The 24286-nt window shown below is 66.6% G+C and carries 22 protein-coding genes; 16 read left to right on the top strand and 6 right to left on the bottom strand.

Annotation, left to right across the window (positions count from 1 at the left end; all coding sequences use genetic code 11):
* Positions 1–78 precede the first annotated feature (78 nt).
* Together TSB10GB4_RS07185 and TSB10GB4_RS07190 are read right to left on the bottom strand one after the other, a co-directional pair.
* A complete protein-coding gene (locus TSB10GB4_RS07185) occupies positions 79–1659 on the bottom strand; it encodes a peptidoglycan-binding protein (RefSeq protein ID WP_186395171.1) in 1581 nt (526 codons plus the stop codon).
* 204 nt (positions 1660–1863) lie between these two features.
* Entirely contained in the window at positions 1864–2307 is a 444-nt protein-coding gene (locus TSB10GB4_RS07190; RefSeq protein ID WP_371328869.1) for a YbaN family protein, read from the bottom strand.
* A 118-nt stretch (positions 2308–2425) separates the two neighbouring features.
* Between TSB10GB4_RS07190 and TSB10GB4_RS07195 the strand changes: the two genes are divergently transcribed.
* Positions 2426–3169 carry a DUF502 domain-containing protein gene (locus TSB10GB4_RS07195; protein ID WP_371328870.1) on the top strand — a complete coding sequence of 248 codons (744 nt, stop codon included), beginning with the start codon at positions 2426–2428 and terminating at the stop codon, positions 3167–3169.
* 20 nt (positions 3170–3189) lie between these two features.
* Here TSB10GB4_RS07195 and recG read toward each other — a convergent pair whose 3' ends face one another.
* Complete coding sequence (gene recG / locus TSB10GB4_RS07200) at positions 3190–5298, bottom strand: ATP-dependent DNA helicase RecG (protein WP_186395172.1); 2109 nt, start codon at positions 5296–5298, stop codon at positions 3190–3192.
* 200 nt (positions 5299–5498) lie between these two features.
* Between recG and TSB10GB4_RS07205 the strand changes: the two genes are divergently transcribed.
* The 12 genes from TSB10GB4_RS07205 to TSB10GB4_RS07260 all read left to right on the top strand — a co-directional run bounded on the left by TSB10GB4_RS07205 (position 5499) and on the right by TSB10GB4_RS07260 (position 17985).
* Positions 5499–5795, top strand: coding sequence for a succinate dehydrogenase assembly factor 2 (locus TSB10GB4_RS07205; RefSeq protein WP_186388000.1), 297 nt, complete (start codon positions 5499–5501; stop codon positions 5793–5795).
* 16 nt (positions 5796–5811) lie between these two features.
* Positions 5812–9345 (top strand): transcription-repair coupling factor, encoded by a 3534-nt coding sequence (gene mfd / locus TSB10GB4_RS07210; protein WP_186395173.1) that lies wholly within the window; start codon positions 5812–5814, stop codon positions 9343–9345.
* An 86-nt stretch (positions 9346–9431) separates the two neighbouring features.
* Positions 9432–9770, top strand: coding sequence for a septum formation initiator family protein (locus tag TSB10GB4_RS07215; protein WP_244293078.1), 339 nt, complete (start codon positions 9432–9434; stop codon positions 9768–9770).
* Positions 9771–9965: 195 nt separating this feature from the next.
* A complete protein-coding gene (gene pdhA / locus TSB10GB4_RS07220; RefSeq protein ID WP_186388002.1) occupies positions 9966–11018 on the top strand; it encodes a pyruvate dehydrogenase (acetyl-transferring) E1 component subunit alpha in 1053 nt (350 codons plus the stop codon).
* 15 nt (positions 11019–11033) lie between these two features.
* On the top strand, positions 11034–12419 hold the full coding sequence (locus tag TSB10GB4_RS07225; protein ID WP_186388003.1) for a pyruvate dehydrogenase complex E1 component subunit beta: 1386 nt from the start codon (positions 11034–11036) through the stop codon (positions 12417–12419).
* A gap of 15 nt (positions 12420–12434) precedes the next feature.
* The gene (locus tag TSB10GB4_RS07230) at positions 12435–13808 is read left to right on the top strand and encodes a pyruvate dehydrogenase complex dihydrolipoamide acetyltransferase (RefSeq protein ID WP_186395174.1); all 1374 of its coding nucleotides are present in this window, start codon (positions 12435–12437) and stop codon (positions 13806–13808) included.
* Positions 13809–13914: 106 nt separating this feature from the next.
* A complete protein-coding gene (gene lpdA, locus TSB10GB4_RS07235) occupies positions 13915–15363 on the top strand; it encodes a dihydrolipoyl dehydrogenase (RefSeq protein ID WP_186395175.1) in 1449 nt (482 codons plus the stop codon).
* Positions 15364–15457: 94 nt separating this feature from the next.
* Positions 15458–15706, top strand: a complete 249-nt coding sequence (locus tag TSB10GB4_RS07240) for a GlsB/YeaQ/YmgE family stress response membrane protein (RefSeq protein ID WP_186388006.1) — start codon at positions 15458–15460, stop codon at positions 15704–15706.
* A gap of 58 nt (positions 15707–15764) precedes the next feature.
* Entirely contained in the window at positions 15765–16004 is a 240-nt protein-coding gene (locus TSB10GB4_RS07245) for a GlsB/YeaQ/YmgE family stress response membrane protein (protein WP_186395176.1), read from the top strand.
* Positions 15997–16467, top strand: coding sequence for a thioesterase family protein (locus TSB10GB4_RS07250; RefSeq protein WP_186395177.1), 471 nt, complete (start codon positions 15997–15999; stop codon positions 16465–16467). The genes TSB10GB4_RS07245 and TSB10GB4_RS07250 overlap by 8 nt, the downstream gene beginning before the upstream one ends.
* Before the next feature lie 54 nt (positions 16468–16521).
* Positions 16522–17505, top strand: coding sequence for a lipoyl synthase (gene lipA / locus TSB10GB4_RS07255; protein ID WP_186388009.1), 984 nt, complete (start codon positions 16522–16524; stop codon positions 17503–17505).
* Positions 17506–17529: 24 nt separating this feature from the next.
* Entirely contained in the window at positions 17530–17985 is a 456-nt protein-coding gene (locus TSB10GB4_RS07260; protein ID WP_186388010.1) for a type II toxin-antitoxin system RatA family toxin, read from the top strand.
* A 142-nt stretch (positions 17986–18127) separates the two neighbouring features.
* On the opposite strand, the gene TSB10GB4_RS07265 is transcribed toward TSB10GB4_RS07260, so the two are convergent.
* From TSB10GB4_RS07265 to TSB10GB4_RS07275, 3 genes are all read right to left on the bottom strand, one after another.
* Complete coding sequence (locus TSB10GB4_RS07265) at positions 18128–18580, bottom strand: hypothetical protein (protein ID WP_186388011.1); 453 nt, start codon at positions 18578–18580, stop codon at positions 18128–18130.
* An 82-nt stretch (positions 18581–18662) separates the two neighbouring features.
* A complete protein-coding gene (locus TSB10GB4_RS07270; RefSeq protein WP_186395178.1) occupies positions 18663–19187 on the bottom strand; it encodes a CinA family protein in 525 nt (174 codons plus the stop codon).
* Entirely contained in the window at positions 19184–20446 is a 1263-nt protein-coding gene (locus tag TSB10GB4_RS07275; protein WP_244570842.1) for a bifunctional 2-C-methyl-D-erythritol 4-phosphate cytidylyltransferase/2-C-methyl-D-erythritol 2,4-cyclodiphosphate synthase, read from the bottom strand. The genes TSB10GB4_RS07270 and TSB10GB4_RS07275 overlap by 4 nt, the downstream gene beginning before the upstream one ends.
* Positions 20447–20602: 156 nt before the next feature.
* Between TSB10GB4_RS07275 and dusB the strand changes: the two genes are divergently transcribed.
* The 3 genes from dusB to ntrC are packed head-to-tail and all read left to right on the top strand — an operon-like array spanning position 20603 to position 24203.
* On the top strand, positions 20603–21637 hold the full coding sequence (gene dusB, locus TSB10GB4_RS07280) for a tRNA dihydrouridine synthase DusB (RefSeq protein WP_186395179.1): 1035 nt from the start codon (positions 20603–20605) through the stop codon (positions 21635–21637).
* Positions 21634–22749: a nitrogen regulation protein NR(II) gene (locus tag TSB10GB4_RS07285; RefSeq protein ID WP_186395180.1), complete on the top strand. Its 1116-nt coding sequence runs from the start codon at positions 21634–21636 to the stop codon at positions 22747–22749. The genes dusB and TSB10GB4_RS07285 overlap by 4 nt, the downstream gene beginning before the upstream one ends.
* 17 nt (positions 22750–22766) lie before the next feature.
* Positions 22767–24203: a nitrogen regulation protein NR(I) gene (gene ntrC, locus TSB10GB4_RS07290; protein ID WP_186395181.1), complete on the top strand. Its 1437-nt coding sequence runs from the start codon at positions 22767–22769 to the stop codon at positions 24201–24203.
* The last annotated feature ends 83 nt before the right edge of the window (positions 24204–24286 follow it).

The following is a 24286-nucleotide window of genomic DNA, read 5'->3' on the forward strand; positions in this document are numbered from 1 at the left end:
CAGACAACGGATCGAACACGATGCGGCCGCCCGGAGAGTTCCGGGCGGCCGCATGCGTTTTTGTTGGTCGCCATCGGCTCAGTTGGCGCTGTCCTGTTCGGCGGCCTCCGCGTCCTCGACCAGCGCCGGGCACAGCATGCCGAGCGATCCGACCGCGACGCAGGACCGGCACCAGGTGATGCCCTGGCGTTCCTGCTGCTGCAGCAGGTCTTCCTCGCTCATGCCTTCCGGCGCGGGGATGCAACTGCGGCCGCAAGGCTCCAGCTCCTCCTGTTCGCCGCGCAGCAGGCTGTAGAGCCGGCCGGTGGCGCACAGGGCCGGGGCCGCCGTGAAAGCTCCGGCAAGCGGCGGCGCCGCGTCCGTCGGCGGGATCTGCGACCCGGCGTCTGCCGTTGCCGCGTCCCCGTCATCGGAGGCGGAAGCGCCACTTTCGCTCTCTTCCGCCGGATTGCAGGCGGTAAACAGCTTGGCGAGCGTCTCCGGATCGGTATACGGCGCCTCGCCGCCGCCCAGCCCGCTGTCCTGACGGAAGCTGGTCCAGGCGTCCCGTGTCCGCCGTCCGGTCAAGCCGTCGACCGGCCCGGCATCGTAACCGGCGGCATTCAGACAGGCCTGGATCCAGGAGATGTTCTCCTGCGGGGTCGGGGTGGGGCGTTCCGGCGCGCAGCCTGCTCCGAACGGCCGGTATCCTTGCGCGCAGACACAGCGGTTCTGGCTGGAGGAATAGACGAACGGGAAGGTGCAGGCCTGGGTGTCGCGCCGCACGCATTCGCCCCGATCGACCACATAGCCGCTGGGGCAGATGCAGCCGCCCGCAGCCCGCGAATACTGCCAGGGGGCGATGCAGGCCGGCGGGGTGACGATCGGCGGCACCGGTACCGGCAGGATGCAGCGGCGCTCGCGGGCGGAATAGATGTAGGGCAGGTGGCAGACCGGAGGACGGTCCGGCAGCACGCAGCGGTCGCCGCGACGCACTTCCGGCGGGCGGCACACAATCGGGCGCTCGGGCATGACGCAGCGGTCACCGCGACGTACCTGCGGCGGCGGGCAGACGATCGGGGCCGGCATGACGCAGCGGCCGCCCTGCATGACGCGCGGCGGCAGGCACACGACCGGTAGTTCGGGCATGACGCAGCGGTCACCGCGGCGTACCTGCGGCGGCGGGCAGACGATCGGAGCCGGCATGACGCAGCGGCCGCCCTGCATGACGCGCGGCGGCAGGCACACGACCGGTAGCTCGGGCATGACGCAGCGGTCGCCGCGGCGCACCTGCGGCGGCGGGCAGACGATCGGGGCCGGCATGATGCAACGGCCCTCCCGCATGACGCGCGGCGGCAGGCAGACCGCCGGACGCTCCGGCATCTCGCAGCGTCCGTTTCGCATGACGCGCGGCGGTGCGCAGAGAACCGGAATGTCGGGCATCACGCAGCGGCCGTTGCGCATCACTCTTGGAGGAGAGCAGAGAATGGGCCGATCCGGCAGGATGATCGGCCGGTCGCGATTGAGCTCTATCGGCTGGGCACTGGCCGGCGCCAGCAGGAAGGTCATGGCGGCAAGCGCCATGAGCAAGGGCAGCATGATGGCTGTCCAGAACCGGGCTGGTGCGGCGGGCGGGTCGGCGCAGGCAGCGCCGTTGGCGGCATATGCTCTGTTGGTCATTGCCAAATCCTCGCATTCACTGGTTTGACCGCCGGCCTGTCCTTGCGGGATCGGATGACGGGAGGAGGCCAGTTTGAGCCTGCCCGGGGTCGAGTGCCGTGACCGGCGTCACACGCCGCGACCCGGTGCCGCACCATGGTAAACCAGCCGTGAGCAAACGGCATCCAGCGAGTGGCGGTTGCGAGGAGGCCGCCTCCGCCGCATTCAGGCGTCGGGTTCTGTCCCCGAGGGGCGGGAGGCGACATAGGTCGCGCAGGCCATGAGGACGACTGACACGACGACGGCCAGTCGCAGCGAGGGGCTGGCAGAAATCAGAAAGACCGCATACCCGAACGCCATTCCGCTCAGCGCGGCGATCTTGGCGCGGGGGCGGATGGCCTTTTCGTCACGCCAGGCCCGGATGCCGGGGCCGAAGCGCGGATGTTCGAGCAGCCAGGCTTCCAGGCTGGGCGAGGAGCGGGCGAAACAGGCTGTCGCACCGATGAAGAAGATGGTCGAGGGGAGCAGCGGCAGAAACGCTCCGATCACGCCGATGGCGACGAGAAGCCCGCCCAGCACACGGTAGCCCAGACGCACGGCCCATGCCGCCTTGGGTTCAGATCCCTTCTGGTCCATGAAACCGTTTTGTCTCCATGGCAGCTTGCTCATTCGCACAGGCTGACTATCAAATGTTCGGGCAGGGGGCTAGTTCGGCGCCGCAGCAATGCGGCGGATGCAGCACACCGACGGCCGGTTGGCCCATCAGATGGCAGGATATGACGCGACGATGAGCGGAAACACGAACCCGGACGATCTTGAACATATCGCGGCGATCGCGCGGCCCAGCGCGATGACGCGGTTGCGGAACTATTTCCTGACCGGACTGATCATCGCCGGCCCGCTCGGGATCACGGCCTATCTGACCTGGTCGATCATCCAGTGGGTCGACGGCTGGATGAAGCCGCTGATCCCGCGCGTCTACAATCCGGACACCTACCTGCCGTTTCCGGTGCCGGGCGTGGGTCTGATCGTCGCGTTTCTCGCGCTCGTCCTGATCGGCTTCCTGACTGCCAATATCGCCGGCAAGACGCTCGTCTCCTATGGCGAACTCCTGCTCGGGCGCATGCCCGTGGTGCGCAACCTCTATAGCGGACTGAAGCAGATCTTCGAGACCGTGCTGGCGGAGCGCTCCAACAGCTTCAAAAAGGCGGCCATCATCCCCTATCCACGACCGGGACTGTGGGCCATCGTCTTCATCGCCACGGATGCGCGCGGCGAGGTGGCGCATCACCTGGCCAGCAGTGGCAACGACGTCACCGCGGTGTTCCTGCCGACGACGCCGAACCCGACATCCGGCTTCCTGCTCTTTGTCCCGAAGAACGAGATCATCGAACTCGACATGTCGGTGGAGGATGCCGCCAAGCTGGTCATATCGGCCGGGCTCGTCAGTCCCGAATACGACAAGCTGGCGCGACTGGAGGAAGAGGGCCAAAAGGGGAAGCAAGGGGAGGCAAAGGCGTCCCGCGCGTAGCCCTTTTTCATCCGTTCCCGTCAACCGGCCCGCAGCAATCGCACGGCCTCATCCCGGCCGAACAGATAGAGCAGCAGGCGCAGCGCAGGGCCGCGCCTGCCGTCGAGGGCGGGTTCGGTCTCCAGCACTAGACGGGCATCGTCGCGCGCGGTCTCCAGCAGGTCTCCTTGCGTCCCGGCGTCGGCGATGCGGAAGCCGGGCGTGCCCGACTGGCGTGTTCCCAGGATCTCGCCTTCGCCGCGCAGGCGCAGGTCTTCCTCGGCGATGAGGAACCCGTCATTGGTCTCGCGCATGATCGATAGACGCGCACGGGCGGTTTCGCCGATCGGGGTCTTGTAGAGCAGCAGGCAGGTCGAGGCCTCGCTGCCGCGCCCGACGCGCCCGCGCAACTGATGCAGTTGCGACAGGCCGAACCGCTCCGCATGCTCGATGACGATGATCGAGGCCTCCGGTACGTCGACGCCGACCTCGATCACCGTCGTTGCGACGAGGAGCTGGACGGGGCCGTCCTTGAAGGCGCGCATGGCGGCCTCCTTCTCCTCGCTGCCCTGGCGTCCATGCACCAGGGCGACCCGGGGCCCGAGAAGCTGGGTGAGGACCGCATGGCGCTCTTCCGCAGCCGCCAGATCGGTTTTCTCCGACTCCTCAACCAGCGGGCAGACCCAGTACGCCTTTTTTCCCTCGCCGAGCGCGGCCCGCAGGCGTCCAACCACATCGTCGATCCGGTCGAGCGGCACGGCAACCGTGGTGATCGGCTGGCGGCCCGCCGGCTTCTCCGTCAGGCGGGAGACCTCCATGTCGCCGAAATAGGTCAGCACCAGCGTGCGTGGAATGGGGGTTGCGGTCATCACCAGCATGTCGACGCCCTGGCCCTTCGAGGCGAGCATCAGGCGCTGGTGAACGCCGAACCGGTGCTGCTCGTCGACGATGGCAAGGCCGAGATTGTGAAAGACGATGTCAGACTGGAACAGGGCATGGGTGCCGACCAGGAGGTCGATCTCGCCAGCTTCGAGTGCGGCACGGGTCTCGCGCTTGTGCTTCGCTCCGTCCCGCCCGGTCAGGATGGCAAGACGGAGTCCGGCCGCCTCGCAGAGCGGGGCGAGGGAGGCGTGGTGCTGGCGGGCCAGGATCTCGGTCGGGGCCATCAGCACGGCCTGGGCGCCCGACTCGATGGCAGCGGCTGCCGCGAGCAGTCCGACAACGGTCTTGCCGGCGCCGACATCGCCCTGCAGCAGCCGCAGCATGCGGACCGGCGAGGCGAGGTCCTCCTCGATCTCCCGGACCGCCTGCGCCTGGCCCTCCGTGAGGGAATAGGGCAGGGCAGCGAGGATCTTCGCCTTCAGCGTGCCGGCGAAGGTCCGGGCGATGCCGCGGGTCTGGCGCAATGAGCGGCGCACCAGGGCAAGGGCGAGCTGGTTGGCGAGAAACTCGTCATAGCTCAGTCTTGCCAGCGCGGCACTGTCGTCTCCGTGTTCGGCCAGCCGCGTTTCGTCCGGTTGGTGGAGCGCGAACAGCGCGTCGCGGAAGGAGGGCCAGTTTCGGCTCTTGCCGTAGGCCGGATCAAGCCAGTCGGGCAGATCGGGTATCCGTTCGAGCCCGGCGGCGATGGCCTTTTGCAGCACCTTGCCGGACAGGCCCTGGGTCAGCGGATAGACGGGTTCGACCAGCGGCAGGCTGTCCGCCTCCTCGGCCGGGACCACGTGATCCGGATGCACCATCTGCGGCCGGCCATTGAACCACTCCACGCGGCCCGAGACGACAAGGTCGGCGCCGACGGGCATCAGCTTCTCCAGCCAGCCGGCATTGGCATGGAAGAAGACGAAGGCGATTTCTCCGGTCTCGTCATGACCGAAGACGCGATAGGGGGCACGGCTGGCGCGGGGCGGCGCCTGGTGCCGGTCGACGCGCACCTCCAGCGTGACGATGGCGCCCTCCGGCGAGCGCGCGATACCGGGCCGAAGCCGGCGGTCGATCACTCCGCTCGGCATGTGCATCAGGAGATCGACGACATGGGGCTCGCGGTCCGGGTCCGTCCCGAGCAGGCCGGCAAGCCGCATCGCCAGCCTGGAGCCGACGCCGGGCAGGGAGGAAACGGGGGCAAACAGCGGATCGAGGAGCGAGGGACGCATGGACAGACGGCAGACCGATTGTTCTGGCTGGTTGACATGCTGCCGCGGGCGCGGTTGCTGGAACCGGTGGCAGCCCCGCGCATTGAGTTTCACGCAAGGACCGCTATAACCCGCGCACGATCAGGGTTCTGTCAAGGCCGTGCCCGCGCGGCCAGGCAGATGCCGCCCGGACGGGAATAGGCACAGGCAAAGGAAATCGCATGTCAGACCGCAGGGCCACGACGGGCAGCGCGCGCGATGACGACAGCGCGCGGCGCAAGCGCATACTCTACCGCTGCCAGCATCGCGGCATGAAGGAAATGGACATTCTCCTTGGCGGCTATGTGGGGGAACACATCGCGACGATGAGCGAGGCGGACCTTGCCACGCTGGAAGTGCTGATGGACGTTTCCGATCAGGAGTTGTTCTCCTGGATGATCGGGAGCAAGCCGGTGCCGGCGGAACACGACACCGCGCTGTATCGCGCCGTCGCCGCCTATCGCAGCAAGAGCAGCTAAACTCTCCGCCAGCCGCATGGGCGTGGCTGGCCGGGCCGGGAATCGAATCGTGGTCGACAAACTCTCCCTCAAGGCAGGCAATGCCGTCGTCACCGGCGTGCCGGACGGCGCCGAAGCCTATGTGCTGGCCAGACTGCTTCAGGAGGCCGGTGCGGGCGTTTCTTGCGTCTTCGTAGCACGAGATGCCAGCCATGCCCGCAGCGTGCAGGACGCGCTGGCCTATTTCGCGCCCGACTGCGACGTGCTCGACCTGCCGGCCTGGGATTGCCTTCCCTACGACCGCGTCTCACCAACATCCGCGCTGGTCGCCCGGCGCCTGACCACGCTCAGCCGGCTCGCCGGCGCCGGAGGGGCGTTCGAGCGCCCGACGGTCCTGCTGACCACGGCCAACGCCGCCCTGCAACGGCTGCCGGTGCCGGACTTTGCCCGCAGCCAGAGCTGGAGCGCGCGTCCGGGAAACCGGGTCGATCTCGGCGGACTGATCTCCTGGCTTGAGACCAACGGCTTCGTGCGCTCCTCCACCGTGCAGGATACCGGCGAATATGCCGTGCGCGGCGGCATCATCGATGTCTTCGCCCCCGGCATGGCCGCGCCCGTGCGGCTCGACTTCTTCGGCGACACGCTGGAATCGCTGCGCACCTTCGACACCGAAACCCAGCGCACGACACGGCAGATCAAGCATCTCGATCTCGTCGCGATGAGCGAGGTGGTGCTGACGGAGGAGGCCGTCTCCCGCTTCCGCAAGGGCTATGTCGCCCGTTTCGGCGCGGCCGACCGCGATGACATTCTCTATCAGTCGATCAGCGAGGGCCGGCGCTACGCCGGCATGGAGCACTGGCTGCCGTTGTTCCACGAGCGGCTCGCGACCCTCTTCGACTATTGTCCCGGCGTGCCCTTCGTGCTGTCGGCCTCGATCGACGACGTGCTGCGCGAACGGCAGGAGCAGATCGCCGAGCATCACCAAGCCCGTATGGAAGCACTGGGGAAGGCGTCCGGGTCCGGCGCCGTTCCCTACAAGCCGCTGGCCCCGGACGCGCTCTATCTGACGGGCGAGGAATGGACGACGTCCCTTGCCGACGGAGCGAGCCTGCGCCTGTCGCCCTTCGATGTGCCGCCGGGTACCGGACAGCAGGTGGTGGCGCTGGGCGGCCGTCAGGGACGCAGTTTCGCGGCGGAGCGCTCCGCCGGCGACGTCAATGTCTTCGATGCGCTGGCGACGCATGCGGCGGCCCGGCGCAAGGCCGGCGACCGCATCGTCATCGCCTGCTGGAGCGAGGGCTCGCGCGAACGCCTGTCGCATGTGCTTGCCGACCATGGCCTCGACCGGGCCGCGCCGGTGGCGGCGGACCGCGACGCGCTGGCCCTGCCGAAGGGCATGGCGGCGCTTGCGGTGCTCGGCATCGAACAGGGCTTCGAGATCGACGGCCTCACGGTCATCTGCGAACAGGACATTCTCGGCGACCGCTTGGTGCGCCAGCGCCGGCGCAAGGCCTCCGGCGCCAACGTTCTGACCGAGGCGGCAAGCCTCGCGCAGAACGACCTTGTGGTCCATGTCGATCACGGCATCGGCCGCTTCATCGGGTTGCGGACCATCGAGGCGGCGGGCGCTCCGCATGACTGCCTGGAGCTGCAATATGCCGGCGGCGACAAGCTGTTCCTGCCGGTCGAGAACATCGAGCTGCTGACCCGCTACGGCTCGGAAGACATGGAGGCGCAGCTCGACAAGCTGGGCGGCGGCGCCTGGCAGGCCCGCAAGGCCCGGATGAAGCGGCGGATCCTGGAGATCGCCGACGGGTTGATCAAGACCGCGGCCGCCCGGGCCCTGCGCACCGCGCCGCCGATCATGCCGCCGGAAGGTGTCTATGACGAGTTCGCGACGCGCTTTCCCTATGACGAGACCGAGGACCAGCTCAACGCCATCGACGCGGTTTTCGAGGATCTCGCGTCGGGCCGGCCGATGGACCGGCTGGTCTGCGGCGATGTCGGCTTCGGCAAGACCGAGGTGGCCTTGCGGGCGGCCTTCATCGCCGCGATGACCGGCCGCCAGGTCGCCCTGGTGGTGCCAACGACGCTGCTCGCCCGCCAGCACTTCAAGACGTTCTCCGAGCGGTTCCAGGGGCTGCCGATCAATGTCGCCCATGCCTCGCGGCTGGTGCCGGCGAAGGACCTTTCCGCCACCAAGAAGGGGCTGGCCGACGGCTCCGTCGACATCGTCGTCGGCACGCACGCCTTGCTCGGCAAGGGCGTCACGTTCCGCGATCTCGGCCTGCTGATCATCGATGAGGAGCAGCATTTCGGCGTCAAGCACAAGGAGAAGCTCAAGGAGCTGAAGTCCGAGGTGCATGTGCTGACGCTGTCGGCGACGCCGATCCCGCGCACGCTGCAACTTGCGCTGACCGGCGTGCGCGAATTGTCGCTGATCGCGACGCCGCCCGTCGACCGGCTGGCGGTCAGGACCTTCATTTCGCCCTTCGATCCGGTCGTGGTGCGCGAGGCGCTGCTGCGCGAGCGCTATCGCGGCGGACAGAGCTTCTATGTCTGTCCGCGCGTGTCGGACCTTGCCGAGCAGAAGTCCTTCCTCGAGGAGAGTGTGCCGGAGGTGAAGATCGCGGTGGCGCATGGCCAGATGGCGCCGAGCGAACTCGAGGACGTGATGAATGCCTTCTACGAGGGCAAATACGACGTGCTGCTGTCGACGACCATCGTCGAGTCCGGCCTCGACATCCCGACCGCAAACACGCTGATCGTTCACCGCGCCGACATGTTCGGCCTCGCCCAGCTCTATCAGTTGCGCGGCCGGGTCGGCCGTTCCAAGACGCGGGCCTATGCGCTGTTCACGGTGCCGGCCAACAAGACGCTGACGACGACCGCCGACCGGCGGCTCAAGGTGCTGCAGTCGCTCGACAGCCTGGGCGCCGGGTTCCAGCTTGCCAGCCACGATCTCGACATTCGCGGCGCCGGTAACCTGCTCGGCGAGGAGCAGTCGGGCCACATCAAGGAAGTCGGCTTCGAGCTCTACCAGCAGATGCTGGAGGAGGCGGTGGCGCAGTTGCGCACCGGCGATGAGGCCGAGACGGAGGACACCTGGTCGCCGCAGATCCAGGTCGGCACGCCGGTGCTCATTCCGGAGGACTATGTCGCCGACCTGCCGCTGCGCCTGTCGCTCTATCGCCGGCTGGCGGATCTCTCCACGCCGGAGGAGATCGACGCGTTCGGCGCCGAGTTGATCGACCGGTTCGGCTCCTTGCCGGAGGAGGTGGAGCACCTGCTGAAGATCGTCTTCATCAAGGCGCTGTGCCGCCGCGCCAATGTGGAGAAGATCGATGCCGGCCCGAAGGGCGTCGTCATCGCCTTCCGCAACAGCTCCTTCGCCAATCCGGCCGGCCTGGTCTCCTACATTGCCGAGCAGGGCGTTCTGGCGAAGATCCGGCCCGACCAGAAGGTTGTCCTGACGCGCGACTGGGACAGCGCCGAGCAGCGGCTCAAGGGCTGTGCCGCGGTCCTGCTCAAGCTGGTGCGGCTGGCGGAAGCGGAGAGCGCCGCCGCCTGATCCTGTGGTCAGGCGGCAACCATCCATTAAGGCTGTTGGCCGATAGTGATCCCATCGAACTGTTGGTATCGAGTCGGGTCGCTTCCGTGTCGTTCAATTCCACTCGCCATCGCCGCCGCACGCTCCGCCAGCGCTTCACCGTGCCGGCGATCGCTGTCGGGCTTGTCGCCTACTTCGCCTTTCATGCTCTGAACGGCGAACTCGGCCTCGTCGGCAAGGCCAAGATCGAGCACCGCTATGCCGAACTCGAAAAGGAGCTCGCCGTGGTGCGCGCGGAGCGGGAGGAGTTGCTGCGGCGGGTGATGCTGTTGCGGCCTGAAAGCCTCGATCCGGACATGGTCGACGAGCGCGCGCGTGCCAGCCTCAACCTGGTGCATCCGCAGGAGCTGGCGATCCTGCGACCGAGCCGCGCCTCGGCAGAGTAACCTGTTTCAGGTTCATATCGGAAATTTATCCGAAATTCAGTTAAATAATCTAAATCCTTTTATTTTCAGATATTTAAATCAATTCGATAGTCTCCATCTTCCGGCTTTCATTGACTTTTCCCCTCGGGTACCTTCCGCTAGATTGTTGAAGGGGAAACGCCGTCCCACAAGGGACGCAAAACCGAGACGAGGGATATGGCTGGAACGTCTGGCAAGGCTGCCGGTGTACGCTCGAAGAGCGCTGCCCGGTCGAAGGGAGGGGCGGCCAAATCGTCGCCCGCGATCGTTGACTTCACGAAAGAGCAGGAGCTGCACGCCTATCGGCAGATGCTGCTCATTCGCCGCTTCGAGGAAAAGGCCGGCCAGCTCTATGGCATGGGTCTGATCGGCGGCTTCTGTCACCTCTATATCGGCCAGGAAGCGGTCGTCGTCGGCATGCGCATGGCGTCGAAGGACGGCGACCAGATGATCACCGGCTATCGCGACCACGGCCACATGCTCGCCATGGACATGGACCCGAAGGGCGTCATGGCCGAGCTGACCGGGCGCCGGGGCGGCTATTCCAAGGGGAAGGGCGGCTCCATGCACATGTTCTCCAAGGAAAAGCAGTTCTATGGCGGCCACGGCATCGTCGGTGCCCAGGTCTCGCTCGGCACGGGTCTCGGCTTTGCCAACCGCTACCGGGAGAACGGGGCGGTCGCGATGACCTTCTTCGGCGACGGTGCCTCCAACCAGGGCCAGGTCTACGAGAGCTTCAACATGGCGCAGCTCTGGAAGCTGCCCGTGGTCTATGTCATCGAGAACAACAAGTACGGCATGGGCACCAGCGTCGAACGCGCCTCCGCGACGACGGATCTCTCGCAGCGCGGCGCCTCGTTCGGCATTCCCGGCGAGCAGGTCGACGGCATGGACGTGCGCGCTGTCATGGCGGCCAGCGAGAAGGCGCTGGAGCACTGCCGCTCCGGCAAGGGGCCGTACATTCTGGAAATGATCACCTATCGCTATCGCGGCCACTCCATGTCCGACCCGGCCAAGTACCGGTCGAAGGAGGAGGTCCAGAAGATGCGCACCGAGCACGATCCGATCGAGCAGGTCCGCAAGCGTCTGCTGGACAACGGATGGGCGAGCGAGGACGACCTCAAGGCCATCGACAAGGAGGTGCGCGAGATCGTGGCGGAGTCCGCCGAGTTCGCGCAGACGGATCCGGAGCCGGACGTTTCCGAGCTCTACACCGACATTCTTCTTTGAGCGCGGGAGCGTACGATGCCGATTGAGATTCTGATGCCGGCCCTCTCCCCGACGATGGAAGAGGGCACCCTGGCCAAGTGGGTGAAGAAGGAAGGCGATAGCGTCGCCGCCGGCGATGTCATCGCCGAGATCGAGACCGACAAGGCGACCATGGAGGTCGAGGCGGTCGACGAGGGCGTGCTCGGCAAGATCCTCGTTGCCGAAGGCACCGAGAACGTCAAGGTGAACACGCCGATCGCCGTGCTGCTCGGCGAGGGCGAGGACGCGTCGGCCCTCGACGCCGCGCCGAAGGCAGCGGCTGCGCCTGCGCCGCAGGCGTCCGAGGCGCCGGCCGAAAAGCCGGCGCCGGTTGCCGCAGCGCCTGTCGCGCCGGCCCCTGACGACGTCAGCGATCCGGACGTACCGGAGGGCACGCCGATGGTGAAGACCACCGTCCGCGAAGCGCTGCGCGATGCGATGGCGGAAGAGATGCGCCGCGACGGCGACGTCTTCCTGATGGGCGAGGAAGTCGCCGAATATCAGGGCGCCTACAAGATCTCGCAAGGCCTGCTCGAGGAGTTCGGGGCCAGGCGCGTCATCGACACGCCGATCACCGAGCACGGCTTCACCGGCCTTGGCGTCGGCGCGGCGATGGCCGGCCTCAAGCCGATCGTCGAGTTCATGACCTTCAACTTCGCCATGCAGGCGATCGACCAGATCATCAACTCCGCCGCCAAGACGCTCTACATGTCCGGCGGCCAGATGGGCGCGCCGATCGTGTTCCGCGGCGCCAATGGTGCGGCGGCCCGCGTCGCCGCGCAGCACAGCCAGGACTATGCGGCCTGGTATGCGCATGTTCCGGGCCTCAAGGTGGTGCAGCCGTGGTCGGCGGCCGATGCCAAGGGCCTGCTCAAGGCCGCGATCCGCGACCCGAACCCGGTCGTCTTCCTCGAGAACGAGATCCTCTACGGCCAGACCTTCGAGATCCCGGATGTCGAGGACTTCGTCCTGCCGATCGGCAAGGCCAAGGTCGAGCGCAAGGGCAGCGATGTCACCATCGTCTCCTGGGGTATCGGCATGACCTATGTGATGAAGGCGGTCGAGGAACTGGCGGCTGCCGGCATCTCCGCCGAGGTGGTCAACCTGCGCTCGATCCGTCCGCTCGACATCGACACGGTCATTGCCTCGGTCAAGAAGACCGGGCGCCTGGTCACGGTCGAGGAAGCCTACCCGATGTGCTCGGTCTCCTCGGAGATAGGCTATCAGGTCCAGGAGAAGGCGTTCGACTGGCTCGACGCGCCGATCCTGCGGGTCACCGGCAAGGATGTGCCGATGCCCTATGCGGCCAATCTCGAGAAGCTGGCGCTGCCGACGGTGAAGGAAGTCATCGACGCGGTCAAAGCCGTCACCTACACGGCCTGAGGCGGGGAAGAGACGATGCCAATCAAGATTTTGATGCCGGCCCTCTCGCCGACGATGGAAGAGGGCAATCTCGCCAGATGGCTGGTCAAGGAGGGTGACACTGTCTCCTCCGGCGATGTCATCGCGGAAATCGAGACCGACAAGGCGACCATGGAAGTCGAGGCGGTCGACGAGGGCAAGGTCGGCAAGATCCTCGTCGCGGAAGGCACCGAGGGCGTGAAGGTCAACGAGGTCATCGCGCTGCTGCTGGAAGAGGGGGAGGATGCCTCCTCGCTCGACGGCGCCGCGAAGACCGATGCTGCCCCTGCCAAGGCGGAAGCTTCGGCGAAAACCGAGGCTCCGGCCAAGTCGGAGCCGTCCGCTCCGGCGGCTGCCGAGCCGGCGGCTCCCGCCAAGGCGCCGCCGGCGCCGGCCGGCGACAAGGGCGAGCGCATCTTTGCCTCGCCGCTGGCCCGCCGGCTGGCCGCGCAGGATGGTCTCGACCTTGCCGCGATCTCCGGCTCCGGTCCGCATGGCCGCATCGTCAAGCGCGATGTGGACGAGGCGTTGAAATCCGGCACCGGCCGCAAGGCCGCCGAGGCCACCAAGGCGGCCGCGGCACCGGCCGCAGCTCCCGCACCGGCGCCGAAGGCCGCCGCGCCGTCCGGCATGGCGGACGCGCAGGTGCTCAAGCTCTTCGATGAGGGCAGCTACGAGGTCGTGCCGCATGACAACATGCGCAAGACCATCGCCAAGCGGCTGACGGAGTCCAAGCAGACCGTGCCGCATTTCTACCTGACGGTGGATTGCGAACTCGACGCGCTGCTGGCCCTTCGCGCCCAGCTCAACAGTGCTGCGCCGAAGGACAAGGACGGCAAGCCGGCTTACAAGCTCTCGGTCAACGACATGGTCATCAAGGCCCATGCGCTGGCGCTGAAGGCGGTGCCGGCAGCCAATGCGAGCTGGACCGACGGCGGCATGCTGGTCCACAAGCACGCCGATGTCGGCGTTGCGGTGGCCATCGAGGGCGGCCTGATCACGCCGATCATCCGGCGGGCCGAGGAGAAGACCCTGTCCGCGATCTCCAACGAGATGAAGGACCTGGCCGCCCGCGCCCGCAGCCGCAAGCTGCAGCCGCAGGAATACCAGGGCGGCACCACCTCTGTCTCCAATCTCGGCATGTTCGGGATCAAGGACTTCGCCGCCGTGATCAACCCGCCGCATGCGACCATTCTCGCGGTCGGCGCGGGCGAACAGCGCGCGGTGGTCAAGAACGGCGCGCTGGCGATCGCCACCGTCATGTCGGTGACCCTGTCGACCGACCACCGTGCGGTCGACGGCGCCCTCGGCGCGGAACTGATGGCTGCGTTCCGGCAGTTCATCGAAAACCCGATGAGCATGCTGGTGTGATCCGACGGCCGGCGCCGCATTGCGGCGCCGGCCGTCTCGCCATCAATTCCGTTTCCGCCGGGTGCAGCCTTGCGGCGCGCCCGCCGTCCGATCTGGAGGACATTTCATGAGTGGCACGTCCTACGACGTCATCATCATCGGTTCGGGTCCGGGAGGCTATGTCACGGCCATCCGCGCGGCGCAGCTCGGGTTCAAGACCGCGATCGTCGAGCGCGAGCATCTTGGCGGCATCTGCCTCAACTGGGGCTGCATTCCGACCAAGGCGCTGCTCCGGTCGGCGGAGATCCTCGATCACGCCAACCACGCCAAGAGCTACGGCCTCACGCTCGAGGGCAAGATGACCGCCGACGTCAAGGACGTGGTCGCCCGCTCGCGCGGCGTCTCGGCCCGTCTCAACGGCGGCGTCGCCTTCCTGATGAAGAAGAACAAGATCGACGTGATCTGGGGCGAGGCGAAGCTGACCAAGCCCGGCGAGATCAGCGTCGGCAAGTCGACGAAGCCGGTGGTCGAGCCGCAGAACCCGGTGCCGAAGGGCGTCAAGGGCGAGGGCACCTACACCGCCAAGCACATCATCGTCGCGACCGGCGCGCGTCCCCGCGCGCTGCCGGGCATCGAGCCGGACGGCAAGCTGATCTGGACCTATTTCGAGGCGATGAAGCCGGACGTCATGCCGAAGTCGCTGGTGGTGATGGGATCGGGCGCCATCGGCATCGAGTTCGCGTCCTTCTATCGCTCGATGGGCGCCGAGGTGACTGTCGTCGAGGTGATGCCGCAGGTGATGCCGGTGGAAGACGCCGAGATCTCCGCCTTCGCCCGCAAGCAGCTTGAAAAGCGAGGGTTGAAGATCCTCACCGAGGCCAAGGTGGCGAAGGTCGAGAAGGGGGCGAACTCGGTCACCGCGCATGTGGAGACCAAGGACGGCAAGGTGGAGAAGATCACCGCCGACCGTCTGATCTCCGCCGTCGGCGTCCAGGGCAATATCGAGGGCCTCGGCCTTGAGGCGCTCGGCGTCAAGACCGAGCGCGGCTGCATCGTCATCGACGGCTACGGCCGGACCAACGTGCCGGGCGTCTATGCCATCGGCGATGTCGCCGGCCCGCCGATGCTGGCGCACAAGGCCGAGCATGAGGGCGTCATCTGCATCGAGAAGATCGCCGGCGTGCCGGGCGTCCATCCGATGGAGAAGGGCCGCATTCCGGGCTGCACCTATTGCAACCCACAGGTCGCCTCCGTCGGTCTGACCGAGGCCAAGGCCAAGGAGCAGGGCCGGGATATCCGCGTCGGACGCTACAGCTTCGCGGCCAACGGCAAGGCGATCGCGCTCGGCGAGGACCAGGGCATGATCAAGACGATCTTCGACAAGAAGACCGGCGAGCTGATCGGTGCGCATATGGTCGGAGCGGAAGTGACCGAACTGATCCAGGGCTTCGTGGTCGCCATGAACCTGGAGACCACCGAGGAAGAGCTGATGCACACGATCTTCCCGCATCCGACCCTGTCGGAAATGATGAAGGAAAGCGTGCTCGACGCCTACGGCCGGGTGCTGAACGCCTGAGGCAGGTCGACGAGCGGGGCTTTGAGTTGTCCTGCGAAACGTCTACCCTTGAACGGGGCTCTCGGGCACCTTTACGCAAACGGGGACTTTCGGCATGGACGTCAAGAACATCCTCATCTGGTGCGCCATCGGTCTCATCGCCGGCTGGCTCGCCAGCCTGGTGATCGGCGGCGGCGGGCTTGTCCGCTATCTCATCACGGGCCTGGTCGGCGCCTTTGTCGGCGGCTTCCTGTTCAATCTTGCCGGCATCAACATCAATGTCGGCAACGCCTTCGTGAACCAGGTCATCGTCGCGGCGATCGGCGCGATTGTCGTGGTGCTGATCGCGCGGGTGATCGCCTGATCCTTCACAACGGTTCCGGCGGCCGGGGCGACCCGGCCGCTCAGCCGGCGGAGACATCATGGGTATCTTCCTCTGGATCGTTATCGGTCTGATCGCGGGCGCGGTCGCGCACCGGGTGCTCAACAGCCGCGGCGGCTTCTTCGGCAGCCTCGTCGTCGGCCTGATCGGGGCGCTGGTCGGCGGCAAGCTCGCGGAAATCCTGAATCTCAACGTGACGGGCGGGTTCATCGACCAGCTCCTGCTTGCGACGGTCGGCGCGATCCTGCTGCTCTTCATCTGGCGGAAGATCCGTGGCTGACGACCTCCGCGGGCAAGGACAGCGGCGGGGGAGCGACCTTCCTGCTCTCGCGGCGTTCCCGCTGCGGGCGACCGACAAGCTGCGATACGGCGACACGGACCGGCAGGGGCATGTCAACAACGCCGTCTATTCGACGTTTCTCGAGACCGGCCGGGTCGAGCTTCTGAGCAGCGTCGCCGGCGGCCTTGCCGAGCCGGGAGCTGCCTTCGTGATCGCCCGGCTCGAGCTCGATTTTCTTGCCGAGGGCCTGTGGCCCGGCGTGGTCGAGATCGGAACGGCGGTCGAGACGGTCGGGCGCAGTTCCTTCACGCTGGAGCAGGTGATCTGTCAGGACGGGCGGGTGCTGGCGCGGGCGCGCAGCGTCGTCGTGCAGATGAACGAGCAGACCCGGCGATCCCAGCCGCTTGGCGAGGATGCCGTGGCGCGGCTGAAGAGCTATATCAGACCTGCTGCGACGGAATAGCAGACCGGCGCGGAACCGCTTGACCTTTCACACCAACAGCGACACTTAGGGGCCATGGTTACACTCCTCGACACGGTCACCAAGGGCAATGCGCAGGCCGAGCGGCCCCGCCACCCGGAAAAGGCCCACCGGCCGGACAATCCGATCCAGCGCAAGCCCGCCTGGATCCGGGTGAAGGCGCCGACGTCCCCGGTCTACCGGGAGACGCAGCAGGTGGTGCGCTCCAACAATCTGGTGACCGTCTGCGAGGAAGCAGGCTGCCCGAACATCGGCGAATGCTGGTCGAAGAAGCATGCCAGCTTCATGATCCTCGGCGACACCTGCACCCGCGCCTGTGCCTTCTGCAATGTGCGCACCGGCATGCCGGGGCCGGTCGACCCGAACGAGCCGACCGGCGTTGCCGAGGCCGTGGCGACCATGGGCCTTGAGCATGTCGTCATCACGTCGGTCGACCGCGACGACCTCGCCGATGGCGGCGCCGGTCACTTCGCCGAGGTGATCCAGGCGATCCGGGAGCGGGCACCCGCGACCACCATCGAGGTGCTGACGCCGGATTTCCTGCGCAAGCCCGGCGCCCTGGAGACGGTGGTTCGCGCGCGGCCCGACGTCTTCAACCACAATCTGGAGACGGTGCCGTCGAAGTATCTGACCGTGCGCCCCGGCGCCCGCTATTTCCACTCCATCCGTCTGCTGCAGCAGGTCAAGGAGATCGACCCCGGCATGTTCACCAAGTCGGGCATCATGGTCGGCCTCGGCGAGGAGCGGAACGAGGTCCTGCAGCTCATGGACGACCTGCGCACCGCCGATGTCGACTTCCTGACCATCGGCCAGTACCTGCAGCCGAGTTCCAAGCATCATGCGGTTGCCCGTTTCGTGACGCCGGACGAGTTCAAGGCCTTCGAGAAGATCGCCTATGCCAAGGGCTTCCTGAAGGTTTCCGCCAGCCCGCTGACCCGTTCGTCGCATCATGCGGGCGAGGATTTCGCCGACCTGAAGCGCGCCCGCGCCGCCAGGCTGGGCCAGATCGCTTCCGCCTGATCGCCAGGTTCAGGACAGCCCGAGATGCCGTCATTTCAGACCGTCCACAAGGTGGGGCACAGCAGCAGCGACATGTTCGCGCTGGTCGCCGACGTGGAGAAATATCCCGAGTTCGTGCCGCTTTGCGAGAAGCTGAAGGTGAGGGGGCGCAAGGACCTCGGTGACGGCCGCGAGGTGCTGGTTGCCGACATGACGGTCGCCTACAAGCTGTTTCGCGAGACCTTCACCAGCCGTGTGACGCTCAATCCGGGCGAGCAGCGCATCCTGGTCGAATATCTCGATGGCCCGTTCCGGCATCTGGAGAACGAGTGGACCTTCAAGCCGCTCAGTGAGGGCCAGTGCGAGGTGGGGTTCTTCATCACTTACGAGTTCAAGAGCCGCACGCTGAGCGCGCTGATGTCGGCGATGTTCGACCGGGCCTTCCGCAAGTTTTCCGATGCCTTCGAAGCGCGAGCCGACGTCGTCTATGGCGCCGGCTAGAGCATATTCTCGTCGTTCAGATCGAACCGATCTGAACGACGAGAATATGCTCCAGGTATTGAATCTGGAGCGATTTCTTATCGATCAGGTGAGTCCACCTGATCGGAAATCGCTCTAGCGAGGCGTGCTTCCCGGCCCCGCGTCAGCGCGCGTGATAGGAAGAGGTCGGCGTTCCGGAATTGCCGTAGCCCGAGAACATCTGGCGAATGAAGATGAAGCGCATGCGGCGGTTCACGGCTTCCTCACTGGCACGCATCACCTCGACATTCGAACCGGTCACGCCGATGTCGGCAAGCTTGACCTGCTGGTCCGGGTTCTCGCAGATCCGATACCAGCCCTTGCCCTGGTTGAATTCCAGACCAACGTCGCGACCTTCCTCGGCCTCGTAATTCATCCAGGCAACCGTGGCGGCGCGGGCAAAATACGGACGCCCGCACAGCGAGATCGGATAGAGATTCTCGGCGGTGCGGGTGAAGACCTTGTGGCTGGCGCGGAAGGAGCCGTCGTGGTGCCGCGAGATCATGTGATAGTCGCCGGCTAGCGCCCCGCATGGCAGGGCAACGAGGATCGCGACGGCGAGGCAGGTCTTACGCATGTACCATGTCCCTGTTTGCACGGGACTTTGGGCGTTTTCCCTAGAAAAAACAATTAACCGGGGAAAGACTCTGGTCGACTGGTCATCGGCCGGTTGCCCGTTTCGATAAAACTCTATCGATTGTCTCGGCCAGGGCCGCCAGCGCCCGCTCGACGGTGGCGAGCCGGATCTGGCTGCGGCCGGCCTCGCCGAGGCGCAGTTCCTCATGGTGGGTCGGCAGTCCCCTGGCGGCCAGCGCCATGTGCACGAGACCGACCGGCTTGTCCGCCGAGCCGCCGCCCGGACCGGCAATGCCGGTGACCGCGACGGCCACGTCGGCACGCGAGGCGGCGAGGGCGCCTTCCGCCATGGCAACGGCGACGTCGCGGCTGACCGCGCCGACGCGGGTGATCAGTTCTGCCGGCACACCCAGCATGTCGGTTTTCGCCTCGTTGGAATAGGTGACGAAGCCCCGGTCGACCGCCGCCGACGAACCGGCGATCTCGGTTAGGGCGCCGGCGATCAGACCGCCGGTGCAGGATTCCGCCGTGGCCAGCAACAGGCCGGCGTCGCTCGCCTTGCGGATTACCTGAGCCGCGGCAGCTTCGAGGCTGGCGAGATCGGTCATGGGCAGCCTCCTTCCGCATCCAGGTCATCGCCGACGGCCGGCAGAAGGACCGTCGCTGTCGCCAGGGCGGCAATGCCTTCCTCGCGACCGGTAAAGCCGAGCCGCTCCGAGGTGGTGGCCTTCACCGATATCCGGTGCAGCGGCGTGCCGCAAATGCCGGCGATGCGCGCGCGCATCGCCTCGCGATGCGGCCCGATCTTCGGCCGTTCGCAGACGATGGTTACGTCGAGATGCGAGATCCGGCCGCCGCGCTGCCGCAACCGCGCCACCGCATAGGCCAGGAACTGATCGGATGCCGCGCCGCGCCACTGCGGATCGCTCGGCGGAAAGTGATGGCCGATATCGCCGTCGCAGATGGTTGCCAGCACCGCGTCGGTGAGGGCGTGCAGGACCACGTCGGCGTCGGAATGGCCCTTGAGCGCGCGGTCGTGCGGGAGGGTGATGCCGCCGAGGATGACGCCGCTGCCTGCCTCGAACGCATGCACGTCATAGGCGGTGGCGACCCGTGTTTCCATCTCCATGCGCTGCTCCCTGACGGCGTGTTCCGAGGTGAAGCGGCGGAAATCCTCCGCCGTCGTGATCTTGATGTTGCCCGTCTCGCCTGGCGTCAGGACGACGGCGAGGCCCGCCCATTCGGCGACGGCCGCGTCATCGGTAAAGGACGCAAGACCCTCGGCCGCTGCGCGTTCGTGGGCCGCCAGGATGTCGCTATAGCGGAAGGCCTGCGGCGTCTGCGCGGCAAAAAGTCCGTTGCGGTCGACGGTTTCCATAATGGCGCCAGTCGCAGGATCTGCCCGCTTGAGCGTGTCGGAAACCGGGATGGCGGCGACGGCCGCCCGGTTGCCGGTCGCGATCGCGTCGATGGAAGCACTGATAACCCCGCGCGAGACGAAGGGGCGGGCGCCGTCATGGACGAGAACAATATCCGGCGCCAGATCTGCCAGGGCGCGCAGACCGTTCAGCACCGTCGCCTGCCGCGTGTCGCCCCCCCGTGCCGGCGCGGTCAGCCGGGGGTCGTCGAGGCCCTTGAGGCTGTCGGCATAAAGGGCGTCGTCACCCTCGCCGATCACGACGGTGATATTGGACAGGCGGTCGCAAGCAAGGGCGGCCTCGATGGTGCGGCGCAGCACGGACGTGCCGCCGATCCGCCGGTATTGCTTCGGGATGCCTCCGCCCGCCCGGATCCCGCGGCCGGCGGCGACGATCAGCATCGCTGCCTGGCCGGCGGAACAAGGCGAGGAAGGAGCGGTCGGGGTCATCGTCATGTCCGGGGCATGTCAGGTGGTCAATGCAGATGCGGCGGTTTTGACCGTTTCGCCGCGTGTCCACAAGGCTTATGTCGGGCGGGCGAATTTCGCACTTGCGGTGAAACTGACAATGTCTATTCTGTAGGCAAAACAGAAAGTGCACATCATATGAGCATGAGCGAAGGCGGCACTGGCCGCCGCGGCATCAGGATCGGGACGGTGGACAGCGCGAACCGCGTTTTTCTGGCTCCCATGTCCGGCGTGACCGATGTGGCTTTCCGGCGCCTGGCGCATCGCTTCGGCGCAGGCCTCGTCGTCTCCGAGATGGTGGCGTGCGAGCAGCTTGCCGAAGGGCATCCCGAAACCCGTCTGCGCAGCGAGGGAATCGCCGGCGCGTCGCATGTGGTGCAACTGGCCGGTCGGGAAGCCCGCTGGATGGCGGAGGGTGCGCGTATCGCAGAGGCCGCGGGCGCCGATGTCATCGATATCAACATGGGATGCCCGGCCAAAAAGGTCACCTCCGGCTATTCCGGCTCAGCCCTGATGCGAGATCTGGATCATGCGTTGACGCTGGTCGAGGCGACCGTCGGTGCCGTCAGCGTGCCGGTGACGTTGAAGATGCGCCTTGGCTGGGACCACGAGTCGATGAACGCGCCGGAGCTTGCCGCCCGCGCCGAGGCCGCGGGCGTCGCCATGATCACCGTGCACGGCCGCACCCGCTGCCAGTTCTACAAGGGCGAGGCGGATTGGGATGCGATCCGCGCGGTGCGCGAGCGCGTCACCGTGCCTCTGGTCGCCAATGGCGACTGCGCCTCGGCGCAGGATGCCCGCGACATGATGCGTCGTTCCGGCGCCGACGCGGTCATGGTCGGACGCGCAGCCTATGGCCGGCCATGGCTGCCGGGATCGATCGCTGCCGAGCTCGACGGCCTACCGCAGCCGGCGGTGCCGAGCGGTGCCGAACTCGGCGAGCTGGTCTGCGAGCATATCGAGATGATGCGCGAGCTTTACGGCCCGCTGAAGGGGCTGCGGCTCGCCCGCAAGCATATCGCCTGGTATCTGGATGCCGGAGCGCCGCAAGTGCCGGGTGCCCTGCGCCAGAAGATCCTGACGTCGGAGGATACCGGATTCGTGACCGCCAGCCTGAGGGCCTGCTTCGCGGATGCTTCGCAGACCGGCTCGAGCCTGGAGGCCGCCGCATGAGAGGTGCACGCGACGCTGCAGCCGGTTCCGTCCCCGGCACCAACGGTCAGATCCTTGATGCCCTGCCGCATCCGCTGATCCTGGTCGATCCGCAAGGGCGCATCATCGAGGCGAACATGGCGGCGGAGAGCTTCTTCCGCGCCAGCGCGCAGGTGCTGCGCCGCCATCCGGTCTCCCACTTCGTGCCGTTCGGCAGCCCGCTGCTGATGCTGATCTCGCAGGTGAGGGAGCGCGGCGCGCCGGTCAACGAATACAAGGTCGACATCGGGTCCCCCCGGATCGGGGCCGAAAAGATCGTCGACATCATCGCCGCTCCCGTCGCCGACCGCCCCGGCGCCGTCGTCCTGATGCTGCAGGAGCGCGGCATGGCGGAGAAGATCGACCGCCAGCTTACCTCGCGCGGGGCCGCGCGCACCGTCTCCGGCCTTGCCACGATGCTGGCCCACGAGATCAAGAACCCGCTGTCCGGCATTCGCGGCGCGGCGCAACTGCTGGAAGCCTCCGCCGCCGAGGACGACCGGCCGCTGACCCGTCTGATCATGGACGAGACCGACCGGATCGTGAAGCTGGTCGACCGCATGGAGGTCTTCTCCGACGAGCGGCCGGTCGAGCGCGAGCCGGTCAACATTCATGTGGTTCTCGACCATGTGCAGCGCCTCGCCAATTCCGGCTTTGCCCGCAACATTCCGATCAACGTCGAATACGACCCGTCGCTGCCGCTGGTTCTGGCCAATCGCGACCAGCTTGTGCAGGTGTTCCTCAACCTGGTGAAGAATGCCAGCGAGGCGCTCGCGGGCGAGCCGACCGGGGAGATCACCCTGACCACCGCCTACCGGCCCGGCATTCGCCTGTCGGTGCCCGGCTCGCGGGAGCGGGTGAGCCTGCCGCTCGAATTCTGCGTGCGCGACAATGGTCCCGGGGTGCCCGAGGATCTGCTGCCGCATCTCTTCGACCCGTTCGTGACGACCAAGGCCAACGGCTCCGGCCTGGGGCTGGCCCTGGTCGCCAAGATCATCGGCGACCATGGCGGTGTCATCGAGTGTGACAGCCAGCCGGGCCGTACCGTTTTCCGCATCCTGATGCCCGCCTATGCGACGCAGGATGAGACCTGATATCTGGGACACTGACCATGCCGACCGGGACAATCCTTGTTGCCGACGACGATGCCGCAATCCGTACGGTGCTGAACCAGGCGCTGTCGAGGGCCGGCTACACCGTGCGGCTGACCTCCAATGCGACGACCCTGTGGCGCTGGGTCAGTTCCGGCGACGGCGATCTCGTCGTCACCGACGTGATGATGCCGGACGAGAACGCCTTCGACGTTCTGCCGCGCATTAAGAAGCTGCGCCCCGACCTGCCGGTCATCGTGATGAGCGCGCAGAACACGTTCATGACGGCGATCCGGGCCTCCGAAAAGGGCGCCTACGAATATCTGCCGAAGCCCTTCGACCTGAAGGAGCTGACCAGCATCGTCGGGCGCGCCTTGTCGGAGCCGCGCCGCGTCAAGGTCGAGCCGCCGGAGGAGGCGGGTGAGAACATCCCGCTCGTCGGCCGCTCGCCGGCGATGCAGGAGATCTACCGGGTGCTTGCCAGGCTGATGCAGACCGACCTGTCGGTGATGATCAACGGCGAGTCCGGAACGGGCAAGGAACTGGTCGCTCGCGCGCTGCACGACTATGGCAAGCGCCGCAACGGTCCTTTCGTCGCGATCAACATGGCGGCGATCCCGCGGGACCTGATCGAGGCGGAACTGTTCGGCCATGAGAAGGGCGCGTTCACCGGGGCGCAGCAGCGCTCGGCCGGTCGCTTCGAGCAGGCGGACGGCGGCACGCTGTTCCTCGATGAGATCGGCGACATGCCGATGGAGGCGCAGACGCGGCTGCTGCGTGTGCTGCAGCAGGGCGAATACACCACCGTGGGCGGGCGCGTGCCGATCCGCACCGACGTGCGCATCGTTGCGGCCACCAACAAGGATCTGCGCCAGCTCATCAATCAGGGGCTTTTTCGCGAGGACCTGTACTATCGGCTGAACGTCGTGCCGATCCGGCTGCCGCCGCTGCGCGAGCGCATCGAGGACATTCCCGACCTGGTGCGGCATTTCTTCATGCTGGCGGAAAAGGAAGGGCTGCCGGCCAAGCAGATCGAGGCGGCGGCGATCGACCGGCTGCGCCGCTATCGCTGGCCGGGCAACGTGCGCGAGCTCGAAAATCTCGTTCGCCGCCTGTCGGCGCTCTATCCGCAGGATGTGATCTCCGCCGCGCTGATCGACCAGGAACTGAGCCAGCCCGTGCCCAGCGTCGAGGAGGAGGAGAACAGCCAGGTCGATCTTTCGGGGTCGGTCGAGCGCTACCTCAACACCTATTTCCAGGCCTTCGGCGACGCGCTGCCGCCCCCCGGGCTCTATCACCGGATCCTGCGCGAGGTGGAGTATCCGTTGATCGGCGCTGCCCTGGCCGCGACCCGTGGCAACCAGATCAAGGCGGCGGAACTGCTCGGCGTCAATCGCAACACCCTGCGCAAGAAGATCCGGGACCTCGACGTGCAGGTGATCCGCTCCAACCGCTGAGGCGATCAGGGCGATCGCTGGGCGGGTCCGGCGGGTCATCTCTGTCGTAATTTAGCAACATTGTGTGATAAGGGTGCCGCATT

The organism is Stappia sp. TSB10GB4 (assembly GCF_900185745.1).
GTDB lineage: Bacteria > Pseudomonadota > Alphaproteobacteria > Rhizobiales > Stappiaceae > Stappia.